Genomic DNA, 14,482 nt, shown 5'->3' with positions numbered 1-14,482 from the left:
TATGGCGAGTTGTTAAACTTGATTATACCGACAATTCTTCAAGGTTATGACGCTCGCCAATATAATTGACACGAGGTCTAAATAATCTATTATTGTCATGCTGTTCAATTACATGAGCACATAAGCCGATCGTTCGTGAGCCAAAAAAGATTGGCGTATATATTTCAATTGGCAATCCAAGCATGTAGTACACTGGTGCCGCATAATAATCTAAATTTGGGTATAACCCTTTTTCCTGTACCATCACTTTTTCACCAGCTTCACACATGTGATATAAGCGATGATCTCCTTGCTGCAAACAGAATTTGTGTAAAGCCTCTTTCATAATTTGCGCTCTTGGGTCCATTTTTTTCATATAAACACGATGGCCAAAGCCCATAATCTTTTCTTTATTTTGCAGTTTGTATTTCAGCAATGTTTCAAAGCCTTCTACTGTTTTGGCTTCAAGAAGCATATACATCACTGCCTCGTTTGCCCCACCATGTAAATTACCTTTCAATGATGCGACCGCGCCAGTTAAAGCACCATACAAATCAGATTGTGTTGAGGCAATAACACGAGCCGTAAACGTCGAATTTGGCATCTCATGTTCACTATATAAAACGAGTGATTGATCAAAAATTTCTTCTTCTAAAGCAGTTGGTTTTCTGCCAGTTATCATGTAATAAAAATTAGCACTATAGGAAAGCTGGTTATCAGGCTCCACGACATCTTGACCATTTAATACACGGTAGCTATTCGCTACAATATTTGGCATACCACCTAAAAGTCTATATGCTCGCGACAAATTCATTTCAGTAGAACGATCATTGATTTGCTGATCATAGCCTGCTAACACCGAAATGCCTGTTCTAAGCCCATCCATAGCATGCGTCCCATCAGGTAATAACTTGAAAATTTGAAAAATTTCTTGTGGAACCTGGTAATTGGATTTCAATTTAACCTGTAAATTAGCTCGTTGCTCGGTAGTTGGTATTTCTCCATGCAACATTAAGTAGACAATGTCTAAATACGAATATCTTTGTGATAGCTCAATCAAATCATAGCCTCGAATCACAATCTGACTTCCTACAGTGTCTAAAAAAGATAGCTTTGTTTCAGCGGCAATGATTCCATCGAGACCTGGTGAATAATTTAACTCCATTCATTACAACCCCTTTGTTTAATTATTCTTGTAAGCGTTACCATTAAAACACGAAAGAACAACAAAAAAACAACTTCTACCCCTTTGAGAAGTTGTTAATCTACAAAAGCATGATAGAGCAAATAAACAGTGAATTTACATGAATTCACAAAGATCATGTAGTAGCTAACACCTCCCTATCCTCGTAGGTCAATTGATGCTTATTTAGTGGCAGGTCTCCTGACTTATGATCAACGCTACAATAACACCTTCCCATTTTGACAAACAAAACAGTGGCCTTGTTATTGAACTCCTAAATACAGTTGCGGGACAGTGTTGGACTCTCACCAACTTCCCTTTTAATCAAATGGAAACAACTCCATTTGAACCACCAAAATTTAGCATATTCAATTTGTCATTTTACCTTAACATAGAGTTTTTAAAACAAGCAATATAGGTAAAATTCGGAAGAGACAGACTATCATTAACTATTTTTCTTTTTTGGTGAACTATTCTACATTTTTTAGCAATATTTCGTATAAAAAAGATTTTTAAAAGGATCCCGCCGAACCGGCATTAGAGAGGTTACTTTAAAAGAAAGGCGATCTCTTTTAAATTTGAGCTTTATTAATCGTGAGAAATTTGGGTACATTTAGGAATTACGAAAATTTATAGGCAGTAGTCCGATTATAAGTGTTGGAGCAACGATTCTTGTGCTGAATGATGAAAGGCAAATTCTCTTGATATAACGAATCAGGGGTTATCTGAAGGCCTAAACAAACTATTGAGGAAGTATCAATTTGTTTTAGTGATATTGTGAGTTCTCTTCCTGTTTGGTTACTAAAAACGCCAGGATCAATGATTTACCAATGATCCTGGCGTTTCGTTTTTCTATTGACCTATGCCGGTTTTATATTTGTGTTCAGCAACTTCGTTTATTGTTCCTATATGGACGACTAGCTTGCGATACATCATTTAAAGAAAATAGGAATTGTTATGAATGCTATTAGTTTATTCATTTTTTTATCTCTCTTATGAATAAGTAAGTTAGAAAGTTGTTCACTAGATGGATGAATATATTAAGTTATTCTTTCATTTGAAAACTAGTGCAAATGATTTGTTGTTCGTTTTACAAATAATGCTAATACAGACCGATTACTGCCACAATCACAATAGTGCCGAATGTAAATTGTGTACCTACTGCAACTAGAGTTTCAGGGCTTGCTTTTGAATGCTCTACTGTAAAGCGGTGTTGTCCTGTTGTCATAAGTGTAATGGCTAATGCGGTACCTGCTGCACCTGCAATTTGCTGAAGTGTGTTTATGACAGCGGAACCATGAGAATACAACTGTTTTGGTAAATCATTAAGTGAGTTTGTTTGCGCCGGTATAATAGTTGTTGAGACACCTACGTAGAAAATCATACATGAAACTATGATTAACCAAAGTGGTGTTGTGGCACTAATGACAAAGGATAATATACTCGTTGAAATAACTAAGCATAAGAAACCAAAACGTAAGTAAAATTTTGGACCAACACGATCAAACGTTTTTCCGACAATTGGAGCAAAGACGGCATTTAATATGTTTCCTAATAACATCGCAAACCCAGCATTCGTTGCTGAAAGTAATAATGATCCTTTTAAATACAGTGGCATAAGAATCGCAATGGCTAACAGTAATGCGAATACAATAAATATTAAAACTGAACCAATAGCGAAATTACGATATTTGAAAACATGTAAATCAATCATCGGATGCTTACTTGTAAATTGACGCCATATGAAAAATAAAAGAGCTACAATGCCCACTACTATTATGATTGTTGCCAATGTAGAATCTTTCTGAAATAGTACTTAGTCCATAAATAATACTACCAAATGCAATTGTTGAAAGAACGATAGATAAATAATCGATTTTCGGTTTTGTTAGCGTTGAGACATTGTACACTTTTGGCATAAAAGTGAAGAAAATAATGATATATAGGGCAATGCTTATCCAGAAAATATAATGCCAGCTAGATATATCGACGATAATACCAGCGATTGTTGGCCCAGTTGCTGGAGCAAGTGTAATGACCATTCCCATTGTTGCACTACGTTTTGCGATTGGTACAACCATGAAAATTACATTAATCATAAGGGGTAAAATTAACCCTGTACCAACTGCTTAAATCCCGTGATAATAATAAAATTGAAAATGTTGGCGCTAATGCACCAATAATTGAGAATAAAATTGCGATTATAATAATCCAACGTGTTGAAATCCATTGAATAATAAGGGCAGAAATGGGTACTAAAATTCCCAATACTAATAAATAGCCTGTTATTAACCATTGAGCACTAGTTGCACTGACGCCAAAGTCTCTCATAACATCGGTCATGGCCATATTCATGGCTGTCTCTCCAAAAAGGCCCACAAATTTGATTCATAATAACGGTATTGAGTAAATATATGCACTCTATTGCGGAAGAAAAATTATACCCTTAGTAACACAATAAGATTATAATAAGAGGCTGCCCCGTTAGCCCTCCATGAAGCGCGAAAATAATCTCTTCACCACAGAAAATGAAAGATGATTAAGTTCTTTCATGGGAGTTGAATAACAGGTAGAAAAAGTTCCTGAGACTATACTTCTATTAATTATACTCAAACTATATCTTAAAACACACATAAAAGCTGAACTAATATCAAATTAGTTCAGCTTAAAAAATAGCATATTATAATGTTGCACATTGTATATAGATCCAGAAATATTAAGTTCATTACTTTAATTATTGACTTTTAATAAAATAAATAAGTATCCTAGAGTTATTTTTATACTAATTTAGCGTGTACCATAATTACCAAATTTATATTTAACTAAAAAACATTATAATAACAGATAAGGCTATCAAAATCACTTTGTCTTACTCATCAATCTTGTTCCCAATCTGCTCAGCAGTTCATTCGATAGGCTGCCAGAATTGTTGGCGACCTCTGGTGCAGTTAGTTCCATTTCACCATCTCTACCAATTATCGTAGCAATATCGTCAACTGCCACATGAGGTATATCCGTTACATCAATTGCTAGGTGATCCATACAAATTCTCCCAACTATTGGTGCTTGATATCCATCTATTAATACATTACCTTTCCCACAAGATAAATTTCTTGGTACTCCATCAGCATAACCAATGGGTAATATGGCAATTAAACTATTTCTGCTTGCAGTAAATGCTCTTCCATAACCAACCGTCTCGCCTTCCTTTATCGCTCGGATAAGAATAACCTTGGATTTCAGTGATAAAACTGGCTTTAAGTCTAATTTTAATTTGGTTTGGTCAGTTGGCGAACTAAGAACTCCATATAAAGCTATACCAGCTCTTACATAATCACATTGGAGTTCTGGATAATTCAGTAATCCATAGCTGCTCTGTATATGCACTTTATTCGGGTTAACCCCGTTTTCCAACAACATACCTATTAAACTATAAAAACGGCTTATTTGAATCTGTGTAAATTCTACATCCTTAGGTAAAAGACTATCTGAAACACATAAATGCGTATAAATTCCACAAACACCTAATTGCTTTGTTTTAAATATCTCGATTATCTCAGCTATATCATCAACATCAAACCCAAGGCGTTTCATACCAGTATCAATCTTAATATGTGATTTAAGATTGTATCCTTGATGACTTAAAGCAACGGCATAATTATAATCAATAAGGCTTTGTATAAGGCTGTATTTATGAAGTTCTTTCGCTCTGGTTGGACAGGTATAGCCCAAAATCAGTATTTCACCTTTAACTCCATATTTACGCAATTTAATACCTTCATCTATGGTTGCTACCGCAAAGGCTTTTACACCTATTTGATTTATGAATGTCGAAACTTCAAAGGTACGATGCCCATATGCGTCTGCTTTTACGACAGCCATCAGTTCGCAATCTTTTGGCATTGATTCCTGTAAGATACGTACATTATGCTCAAGATTGTTCAAATCAACCTCAATCCACGATCTGTTCATACTATTTTGTACCTTTTTCCTGTAACGCAATTTCAGGCGACTATAAAGCCGCAAAATAACAATAGATGCAACGATAGAAAGGACAGATACAACAACATAGTGAATAAGACTATTCTCTACTAAAAGCGGCTGCATACGCAGGATTGTGGCAAGCATTCGTACTAAGACAATGATCATTGGATGAATAATATAAACAATTAAAGTTAACGAGCTGAGTGCCTTAATTCTTTTTCCCTTCCAGTAGGTAAGGGCATTAAATAAAAAGAACATACATGGCAGAAGCATCATATACATACTGTCGTGTCGTTGTACTCCCCACTGATGAAGTGCCATCCCCTCGCCAAACAAAAGTGCTAAAGATATGACAAATCCAATAACACTTTTTTTGAGGCTCACTTTTATTGCTTTATCCGCTATTATGCCACCAAGGACAAAAAATAGTGGGGCAAAGAAAAGTCCATTTCGTGTGTAATCAGCTACCTCAAACATCAGCTCGAACATCTTTTTAAGAAACGGTATTTTTTCTGCAAAGCCGTAATAGCTATCGCCAAGCATACCCACTACATAGAGAATCATAGTAACAATGAGTGCGAAACTCACCCCAACTCTTTTCAACAGATACCATGCAATTGCAGCACCGATGATCGATGCAGGCAGGTACCACAAATGATATAAGGTACCATCGAAAACAATATCTTTCATGATGTTTGGAAGTAGGTTATCCATCGAAAAATAGCCGTTGTAAATGTTTAAAGGTACATACAGCAAGATGGCTATTACATATATAATAGACGTCTTTTTGAGAAAGATTTTCAATTTATCGGAATTGTCATTGTACCGGGAAATCAGAAAAAAGCCTGATGTCATAAAAAAGAAAGGTACGGCAATACGTGCAATAATCCGAGTTAAGATGAAATCGCCTGTTTCACTGTATGAGAATAACGGAGATGTATGGACGGCAATAACTAGTAATGCGGCAGCAAATCTAAAATAGTCAATGCCTGCATATGCTCTATTCCTGTTCATTTTGTCACCTCCAAATCGTCACAATAAAACCGTCTACATTATTGCCAGATACTTGATAAATTGAATGCTCCGGTATAGTAATTTCCACCCTTTCTGTATGACAAGGCACGAAAAATAGTTCGATTTCTTTTCCGTCATTGCCCAATATACGAAGATGTTCTTTGTTATAAGTGAAATTCCTCATATATTCAATGTATTCCTCAAATGACAGATGTTCTTTAGCCATCACTTCGGAATGAGGATACCCAACATAGCGAAAATGCCATGGTTCATGAGAAATCCCTGTTATCGTTTCTTTGTCTGATTGATAACGCTCAATAAAGCCGTAATAAGGTGCTGTTTTGCGAAATTCATTGCAGATACCCTCATACGGAAAATCTGGTCGAATGAAATCTATCACCTCTTGTTTTAATCCTAAGTCAATGGCAAGTCCTGTATGATGCTCACTATGGTTAGGCAAAGCAACATAGCTTTCAGTAAAGCTTCGACCATTGTCACGCATTGAACCATTATATATATCTTCTTGTTCAGCTAACGATCGGTGTCCACTCACTGCAACAATTTGATCCGCACAGCCGATTTTGTCAAAAATGCACTGCAATGCATTTACAGCATTACGCTTCATACGCACATCCGGATACTTTTCATCAACGGCTGAAAATCCTTCCACGCTATGAGAGTGAACCGGATAGTGGGCATTCACAAGGATCAAGTCCCCTGTATAAATTTGAGCTTTATTTAGAATGATCGTTTTCATTTTACTGTGTATAAACCAATCAGCTTGTCCAAAATTTCCTCATAGGACAGACCGATGCCTTTCATCATATTTGGATAACGACTATGAGAAGTGAAGCCAGGGATCGTATTGACCTCGTTAAATACGATCTCTCCCGATGGTGTCAAAAACATATCTACTCTTGCAAAACCTGAACAGCCAAGTATTTGATAGATAGTTTTTGCCGTTTCCTGTATTCTCTTTTCACAAGTTTCATCAATTCGTGCTGGCATATGAATTTTCGAGGTTTTTAGGCTATATTTCTCTGTGTAGTCAAAGAAACCGTTCGATAATTCAATTTCGTCTACTCTGCCTACAAGCAAGTCATCTATTCCTAAAACTGCACACCCAACTTCAAATCCTTCAATCGCTTCCTCGATAATAACCTCACCATCGTGTTCAAACGCCAAAGCAACGGCTGCCTGTAATTCGGATTGGTCGTAAATCTTTGAAATGCCAATCGATGAGCCTGCTCGGACTGGCTTTACAAACAACGGATACGCTAAATCTTTTGACAAGCTAAGTGCTTCCTGCATTGTGGATCTTCTCATTATTATTGCTTTTGGCGCAGCAATACCTGCAGCTTGAACAAGTTTATGTGCTCGATCCTTATCCATACATAAAGCCGAAGAAAGGGTATCACAACCAATAACTTGTATTCCTGCTATTTCAAATAACCCTTGAACTGTTCCATCTTCACCATTTTTTCCGTGCAATAAAGGCAAAGCAAAATCAAGTTTCGTCACATGGATACCTCCCTCTGAAAGTTCAACAATACCGCCTACTGAACAATTTTGAGAAACAATAATAGGGGTAAGGTTATCGGTGTCATCAAGCCACGAGTTATTAAGAATATGATCGAATTCTCCATCATAACGATACCAATCACCTTGTCTTGTAATACCAATTGGAATAATTGTATATTTCTTTGCATCTAAGTTTTCCAAAATCGAGAAAGCACACTGTAACGATACGGGATACTCCGAAGAATTCCCTCCGAAAATCACTGCAATATTAGGTTTCATTTTTATTTCCTCCATATTTTGTCGATTTCAATGTCATTAGGTAGCTCGTACCCTATTTCACAAGTATTGTTATATAGAAAAGCTTGTTCGTTTTGCCCTGTTGTAACATCTGTTCTAATGCGATCAACAGAAGCCTTTTGAAACAGTTGGCTACCAACTTTGCCATATGAAACAGATTGATTAAAAATCTTATATTTATAGGTTTGCTCCTTGTCAGAACGGATGTGACCGTACATAAATTCTTCGTCAAAGGAGATGTTGATCTGAAACGTACTATCTGTTTCATTTCTTACTTTCAAATCTAACCAACCTTCATTAATAGTTGCATCCGTTCCAAAGGGTATTTCCTCTGTTGTAGATGGAAAGGATTCAACAGCATGCCCGTGTCGCTCTACAAGCGTTAACGGTGTATGAAGGAACATCCAGAACAGCATGTTACTTAGCTGACATATCCCTCCCCCATATGAACCTACAATTTTTCCATTCACGAGGTTTAAGCCATCCTTGTATGGTTGAAAGCGGTCTGCATATCGTACAAGTTGCCAAAAAGAAAAAGTTTCATTTGGTTTTATAATGAACTTATCGAGCGTTTTTGCGGCGAGTTTCAAATTGTGTACTTTGTTTACTTGGTACTTCATATCAAATCCGCTGTTTTTATTCAGCATCAATGATGATGTTGAAAACACCTCATAAGGCAAATTAATTACGGCGGTTTCCTTTGCATATTCGTTGCCGTCTAAATACATCTTTATATAGAAGAATTGCTTCCTTTGCCATTTCCGTAAAGGAAGCAGAAACGGAAACATCTGCGTTACTCTTTTCCGTGACACTGCATACACTCCTTTGTTTGATTCCACTCAAAACAAAAAGCACTCTTGTTTTGATACGATAATTGTATCCATAACAAGAGTGCCGTTTATTTGTTTACTCCAACGACTTTATACTATTTTTCTATCGAATTTCTTACAATTTTCCTACGAAAGAGGAAGGGTCACTTCAAAACAAGTCAATTCGTTTTCGCTATATGCCATAATCGTGCCTTGATGAAGTTCAACAATATCCTTTGCGATAGCAAGTCCCACCCCAGCTCCGCCATTGCTTGAACTACGGGCAGTATCTAGACGATAGAATTGCTCAAATATTCGTTCAAGTTTTTCTTCAGGTATTGTATTCCCATGGTTCGTGAACTTTAATGTTATATGATGATCATCCTGTTTGGCGGATACTTCGATCGTCGTGTCCTCATAACTGTAATTAACAGCATTGCTTAAAAGATTATCAAAGACACGTTGTATTTTATCCACATCACATTTTAGTATTATATCCGGTACAGTTTGCAACGTACATTTCAATTTTTTCGTTGCGAACATCGTTTGGAATTCAAACACTAATTGTTCAAGCATTCGTGTTACATTCACTTTGCTGTATTCAAGCGTAATATTTGATAGATTAAACCTGGTGATTTCAAAGAACTCATTGATCAAATCTTCAAGACGCTCTGCCTTATCCAATGAAATAGATAAATATTTTTCTCGTAATTCTTCAGAAATTTGGTTTTCATCTCTGAGTAGCGTAAGATACCCTATGACAGATGTGAGTGGTGTTTTTAAATCGTGAGCAAGATAAACGATGAGGTCATTTTTACGTTGTTCTGCGAGCTGGGTATCCATTTTCCTTTTTTCTAAGGTATGTTTAATCTGATTTATCTTTTTTTCAGTAGCAGATAATTCCGGGGATAGTATAACATCTCCAATGTCCTCTTTAATTAACGCATCAATACCACGATTGACCTCAATGAAGTACTTGGTAAATTGATTAAGATAAAATCGTAAAAGGATAATAAATACACCGGCGCATGCGGCTAACATAATTAATTCTTCATTATTCCGAAAGATTTGCTGATATACAGTCATTGCAACATCGTAATCTATTTTTAGCACACGATTAAGAAACCAAACTACACCATTTGCAAATCGCCCTTCTAGCACAACACTAAAGAGTAAAAAGATAATAACAGCGCCAGAGAAAACGATAATGGCTGCTCTGGAAAACAGTTTATTCCGCAACTCTTTATATTCCCTATTATAATCAATCTTTTTATTTTTCAATTGTGTAACCTACCCCCCAAACTGTTTTAATGAACTTTGGTTTTTTGGCAGGTTCGTTCAGCTTTTCACGCAATCTTCCGATATGGGCCATAACAGTATTATTATTATCAAGATATTTTTCGCCCCAAACAGCTTCAAATAATTCTTCCGAAGAAACTACTTTACCTTGACGTTCAAATAAATACCAAAGGACAGAGAACTCTTTGGGCGTTAACGAAATTTCCTTTCCAAACAAACAGCATTTATGCGTTTCTCTATTAATTAGTAATCCTTTTAATTCATATTCGTTAACGATCACTGTGTTGTTCTCAGATGTATTGTTATACATTGTATAGCGTCTTAGTTGGGTCTTCACTCTTGCTACTACTTCTAACGGATTAAATGGTTTTGTTATGTAATCATCAGCTCCAATAGTAAGTCCCATTATTTTATCGCCATCTTCAATCTTTGCTGTCAGCATAATAATGGGATAGAAGTACTTTTCTCTGATTTTCTGGCAAATTTGAAACCCTTCAATATCAGGGAGCATAACATCTAAAATAGCCATATCTAGTTTGGTGGACTCTATACATTTTAGAGCATCCATACCATTGTAAAATTTATATACCGTATATCCATCATTTTTAAGATAAACCTCAAGCAAATCGGCAATCTCTTTTTCGTCGTCAACAATTAAAATATGTTCATTCATACTTGCATTTTTCCTTCCTTGTTATCGAAGATCGCCTCCATAATATCACCAAAGTCGCATTCAAGAACTTGACATATGCCAAGTAAGATAGGAAGCGTAACATTTTCATTTTCCCCAAGTTTTGCAAAGGTGCTTTTACTTGCACCGACAACTACATAAGTTGGCTTTTTTTGCATACCTCGATCTATTAGTAGCTTCCATAGCCTGTTATAACTGACTTTTAATTTAACCTCCACAATTGAATTTTAATAATAATTTCAATATAACACAAATAATCGGTCTTTATACGCAGCCCTTTACACTAGTGAAATTGCTCCTTGTCATCAATTATTTTTTAAAAATCAGGAATGTAAAATCCTAGTTTCAACTAACTTTCCATGGATTAAATTGTTGAATTTTTACCTAAAGATATAACGCGTTCTACTTTGACAAAGAAGTTATATTCTTAAAAAAATCGTTAGTATTAATTTTTCATCACCATCAAAGGAATTGTAGTCTAAATTAAAGGGCTTTAGAAATAAATTTTTTGAACTTTTAACTAGAAAATCACTTATTAAATGAACACTATAAAGCATAATATAACAAGAATAATTAACAGGAATCATACATATATTGATTTTAGTATTTCATATTAAAACAGAAGTCTACAATTATCCTAAAGATGGAAATATAATATAAGAGAATTCATTTTCACCTCAAAAATTATCAATAAAGATTGGATGATGACAGTTATTGAAAAATCGGTTCTTGCTATGGTTATTTTACGTGTATTGTCTGGAAGTATTGAAGTAAGTGCTGGATTGTTGATGCTAAAGTTGAATAATTTAGAAAAAGCATTCTATATTAATACAATGCTTGCATTGGTTGGTCCAACAGTTTTAATCGTAACGACAGCAATTGCATTATTTGGACTAGCTGATAAAATTCCTGTGACGAGAATCATTTGCCTATTTACGGGAATTACACTTATTATTGTTAGCTCACATGTTAAGTAATACTAAAGTCAAGTAATTCAAAAAATAATAAAATTCTTCAAAAAGTATGTTTTGCAATTGATGTTAATTACAATATTATAAATTGACACACTCTAACGGCTGCTCCATTACAACGTACATATCAGTATACCAATGGTAGTTAAAATGCAAATTGAACAAAGTATCATAGCAAAATGGACATTCCATTCATAATCCTTGTTAAACTTTTTATTACAACATCACATTTATTAGCCAAACTTCCTTTCTGAACAATATCTTTTGATTTTTTATCCTAATAATATTCATTAGTTTGCTGTAGCGTATGACGACGATGCGTTTTTCTATGTATAAATAACAACTACTTGCACAAATTAATATTGAGTGTACCGCACACACTTATTCGGTTGTGGCGTTGGTTGACCGTCACATCCTCCCTCATTTAGGGTCACCTTAACTCAGTGACCCTTTTATAATTTTTTCTCAAATTATTCAGTAACATTACATTGTCTCCGATAGTTTTCTACTTGAATAAAGAATGAAAGGCAACTTCTTTCGGCTTAACATGGATCGACAACATTCTTTCGACCTCTACCCATTTGGTAAAATAAGTTCCTCTATCTTATGATATATTTGGCATTGCAGAGCTTACCCTGGTAATTGTTCTGTTGTACATTTTGGTCACTAATAGGAACATCCTATAAAGTGTATTAAGTATCTTTTTTTATGTTTTATGAATGTAATGCTTGCTGAAGCCATTTATACCATATTTTCAAATCGATTAAAGATTCCTTCTTCTTCAAAGAGTTTTTCGTCTGCATAATCCAAAACTATTGAATTTCCTGATGGGACTTTGGCGAATAAACTGTCTATTAAACTTGAAATTTCTTCTTTCGTTAGATAATAAGAAACACCTAAAAGGCTAAAGAAATTTTTTTTTACCAAATTCTTGATCTCTTAGATTTGTCCATAGTAACTAAATGAAGATGCTTGGAATTTTAAAATTACGATTTGCAGCTCTTCTTAACCTTTATAGATGTTCAACCCGTTTAAATGAGCTTACTAAAACAATAAAAAAACGCTGTGAGAGCGATCGAGATTCAGTAACACTTACCGTTGCCCATTTCGATCGCTCTCACAGCGTAAAAATAAAAGCCATCCGTTTTTTACGGAAGACATGAATTAAAAAAAGAGGCTTACAAATCAACATTGTATATAGTATCGATTTTTTATTAGCTATGCCAAATTTAGTCGCGTTATTTATGGCTTGCTAAATTAAGTTTGTTAAGGTTTTACCTCCAGGTACAAATGACCCCACACCATCTAGTTCGGAATATTCAGGATTATTAAACGTTGCGAGATTCCAATCAGTTAATATGACATTATCGTACATCATTTTACATTTCATTCTTCAAACGTGATTCACATGTATTTAATAGATAAATAGTAGCAATTGGAAAATCCTCAAATAGACCCTTCATGTGCTACATTCCTTTTTAAATTTTTTTAAAAGAAGGTTTCCATTCTGACAAATCCTGATAAACAAACGTTATATTGTCACATATGTTATCTGCAACTTCGTACATATGTTTTATATCATTAGCCGTAAATAATATATATCCTTTGCGCCCTGTACTGTCTACAATAGTTGGTATGGTGTCGCCCTCTTTTACTAATAGATCAATTAATACGATCTCGGATATGTTAGCGAACCCTTCATACTTAATTTCTTTTAAGCAACCTGGTTTTGGTATCAAGCTTAATGACATAGCTTGACATTTTGAAGGCACACATCTAAATTCATCTATAGTCTGTGTAGCTAACGCATCATAATAGTATCCAAATTGAGAAATGCCGGTTGTAAGTTCTACCATTTTCCAAATGTTGCCTCCACCTATCCTGACTTGAGACTCTATGATTATTGGCTTATTTTGTTTGTCGATTTTTACCTCTGTATGAGTAATGCCGTCTTTTAGTTGCATCTCATCCAAAAATAGCATTACTTTCTCAATGATTAATTTTTTTTGAAATTCATCTATAGGTGCTGGCATTATAGTATAGTTTATTAAAAACGTATCTTCTTTAAATATTTCAGCTGATATAGCTAATATAGAATGTTTTTTGTTATAAGAAACGGCTTCGACCGTATAAACTACGTCTCCTTCAACGTACTCTTCCACTAAAATAGGTAGTTGAATACCGTTATCTTTAATAAATTCTTCTACGTCATCTCCAATATCTAGCTTAGATACTCCTTTACCACCTGCGCCAATCGGGGGCTTTATTATAATACTATCTTTTTTCTTCAAAAATTCATTGATGTCTTTTATGTTGTTGCAAACTATTGAATCTATAGAAAAGTCTTTTCCTGTTAGAATTTCACGCATCATGTCTTTATTGCGGGTTATCATATTAGCGTTGTAAGAAAATCCTTTAACATTAAAAATCTTTGCAATTATGGAAGCCGTATCTAAGGCTACTTCGTTGAAAGATACAACCACATCAAACGGTTTATCTTTGTACAATTCTTCAGCATAGTACACACACACAGGTATGTTTGTTGTGTCTATTTCTTTTTTATAGAAACATTTTTCTAAGATAGTTCCATCGAAATATATATGTTTAGTGTAAGATCCTATATACGAAACAGTAAACCCCCTGTCTAAAGCATCTTGTATAGGCTTTTTCCATCCCCCTATAAATAAAACGTGTAGTGTATTTTCAGTTCCTTTTGATACTTTATGCATCATAA

General features: G+C 34.9%; 13 protein-coding genes, 1 pseudogene and 1 riboswitch. Of the genes and pseudogenes, 1 reads left to right on the top strand and 13 read right to left on the bottom strand.

Annotated elements, in window-relative coordinates; translation table 11 throughout:
- Positions 1 to 22: 22 nt before the first annotated feature.
- From mmgD to ACIPKN_RS17245, 11 genes are all read right to left on the bottom strand, one after another.
- On the bottom strand, positions 23 to 1,144 hold the full coding sequence (gene mmgD / locus ACIPKN_RS17295; RefSeq protein ID WP_400938243.1) for a citrate synthase: 1,122 nt from the start codon (positions 1,142 to 1,144) through the stop codon (positions 23 to 25).
- Between the two features lie 192 nt (positions 1,145 to 1,336).
- A riboswitch (cobalamin riboswitch) is annotated at positions 1,337 to 1,531 on the bottom strand.
- 733 nt (positions 1,532 to 2,264) lie between these two features.
- On the bottom strand, positions 2,265 to 2,954 hold the full coding sequence (locus ACIPKN_RS17290; protein ID WP_400938241.1) for an MFS transporter: 690 nt from the start codon (positions 2,952 to 2,954) through the stop codon (positions 2,265 to 2,267).
- The gene (locus ACIPKN_RS17285; RefSeq protein ID WP_400938238.1) at positions 2,884 to 3,261 is read right to left on the bottom strand and encodes an efflux MFS transporter permease; all 378 of its coding nucleotides are present in this window, start codon (positions 3,259 to 3,261) and stop codon (positions 2,884 to 2,886) included. The genes ACIPKN_RS17290 and ACIPKN_RS17285 overlap by 71 nt, the downstream gene beginning before the upstream one ends.
- On the bottom strand, positions 3,254 to 3,517 hold the full coding sequence (locus ACIPKN_RS17280; RefSeq protein WP_400938235.1) for a hypothetical protein: 264 nt from the start codon (positions 3,515 to 3,517) through the stop codon (positions 3,254 to 3,256). The genes ACIPKN_RS17285 and ACIPKN_RS17280 overlap by 8 nt, the downstream gene beginning before the upstream one ends.
- A gap of 504 nt (positions 3,518 to 4,021) precedes the next feature.
- Positions 4,022 to 6,160, bottom strand: a complete 2,139-nt coding sequence (gene vanT, locus ACIPKN_RS17275; RefSeq protein ID WP_400938233.1) for a serine racemase VanT catalytic subunit — start codon at positions 6,158 to 6,160, stop codon at positions 4,022 to 4,024.
- A gap of 4 nt (positions 6,161 to 6,164) precedes the next feature.
- On the bottom strand, positions 6,165 to 6,863 hold the full coding sequence (locus tag ACIPKN_RS17270) for a D-alanyl-D-alanine carboxypeptidase family protein (protein WP_400938232.1): 699 nt from the start codon (positions 6,861 to 6,863) through the stop codon (positions 6,165 to 6,167).
- Between the two features lie 50 nt (positions 6,864 to 6,913).
- Entirely contained in the window at positions 6,914 to 7,960 is a 1,047-nt protein-coding gene (gene vanG / locus ACIPKN_RS17265; protein WP_400938230.1) for a D-alanine--D-serine ligase VanG, read from the bottom strand.
- Positions 7,961 to 7,962: 2 nt separating this feature from the next.
- A complete protein-coding gene (gene vanW, locus ACIPKN_RS17260) occupies positions 7,963 to 8,790 on the bottom strand; it encodes a glycopeptide resistance accessory protein VanW (protein WP_400938227.1) in 828 nt (275 codons plus the stop codon).
- A gap of 144 nt (positions 8,791 to 8,934) precedes the next feature.
- On the bottom strand, positions 8,935 to 10,068 hold the full coding sequence (vanS, locus tag ACIPKN_RS17255; RefSeq protein WP_400938224.1) for a vancomycin resistance histidine kinase VanS: 1,134 nt from the start codon (positions 10,066 to 10,068) through the stop codon (positions 8,935 to 8,937).
- Positions 10,058 to 10,759 (bottom strand): VanR-ABDEGLN family response regulator transcription factor, encoded by a 702-nt coding sequence (vanR, locus tag ACIPKN_RS17250; RefSeq protein WP_400938221.1) that lies wholly within the window; start codon positions 10,757 to 10,759, stop codon positions 10,058 to 10,060. The genes vanS and vanR overlap by 11 nt, the downstream gene beginning before the upstream one ends.
- The gene (locus ACIPKN_RS17245; protein WP_400938218.1) at positions 10,756 to 10,995 is read right to left on the bottom strand and encodes a helix-turn-helix domain-containing protein; all 240 of its coding nucleotides are present in this window, start codon (positions 10,993 to 10,995) and stop codon (positions 10,756 to 10,758) included. The genes vanR and ACIPKN_RS17245 overlap by 4 nt, the downstream gene beginning before the upstream one ends.
- A 483-nt stretch (positions 10,996 to 11,478) precedes the next feature.
- On the opposite strand from ACIPKN_RS17245, the gene ACIPKN_RS17240 reads away from it, so the two are divergent.
- Positions 11,479 to 11,754, top strand: coding sequence for a YqhV family protein (locus ACIPKN_RS17240; protein WP_400938216.1), 276 nt, complete (start codon positions 11,479 to 11,481; stop codon positions 11,752 to 11,754).
- Between the two features lie 738 nt (positions 11,755 to 12,492).
- Here ACIPKN_RS17240 and ACIPKN_RS17235 read toward each other — a convergent pair.
- Both ACIPKN_RS17235 and ACIPKN_RS17230 read right to left on the bottom strand, forming a co-directional pair.
- A pseudogene (locus ACIPKN_RS17235) lies at positions 12,493 to 12,669 on the bottom strand (class I SAM-dependent methyltransferase); the annotation flags it as partial.
- 557 nt (positions 12,670 to 13,226) lie between these two features.
- A complete protein-coding gene (locus ACIPKN_RS17230) occupies positions 13,227 to 14,480 on the bottom strand; it encodes an ATP-grasp domain-containing protein (protein WP_400938213.1) in 1,254 nt (417 codons plus the stop codon).
- Positions 14,481 to 14,482: the final 2 nt, after the last annotated feature.

The organism is Lysinibacillus sp. NPDC086135, assembly GCF_044746345.1.
Lineage (GTDB): Bacteria > Bacillota > Bacilli > Bacillales_A > Planococcaceae > Lysinibacillus.
Note: the sequence above shows the minus strand (reverse complement) of the source record. Positions and strands in the feature narration are given on the sequence as shown.

Excerpts from the sequence above, each read along its gene's own strand:
- vanR (WP_400938221.1), bottom strand. The coding sequence starts at position 10,759 with ATGAATGAACATATTTTAATTGTTGACGACGAAAAAGAGATTGCCGAT.
- ACIPKN_RS17240 (WP_400938216.1), top strand. The coding sequence starts at position 11,479 with ATGATGACAGTTATTGAAAAATCGGTTCTTGCTATGGTTATTTTACGT.
- ACIPKN_RS17230 (WP_400938213.1), bottom strand. The coding sequence starts at position 14,480 with ATGATGCATAAAGTATCAAAAGGAACTGAAAATACACTACACGTTTTA.
- vanG (WP_400938230.1), bottom strand. The coding sequence starts at position 7,960 with ATGAAACCTAATATTGCAGTGATTTTCGGAGGGAATTCTTCGGAGTAT.
- ACIPKN_RS17285 (WP_400938238.1), bottom strand. The coding sequence starts at position 3,261 with ATGATTAATGTAATTTTCATGGTTGTACCAATCGCAAAACGTAGTGCA.
- mmgD (WP_400938243.1), bottom strand. The coding sequence starts at position 1,144 with ATGGAGTTAAATTATTCACCAGGTCTCGATGGAATCATTGCCGCTGAA.
- vanT (WP_400938233.1), bottom strand. The coding sequence starts at position 6,160 with ATGAACAGGAATAGAGCATATGCAGGCATTGACTATTTTAGATTTGCT.
- ACIPKN_RS17280 (WP_400938235.1), bottom strand. The coding sequence starts at position 3,517 with ATGAATATGGCCATGACCGATGTTATGAGAGACTTTGGCGTCAGTGCA.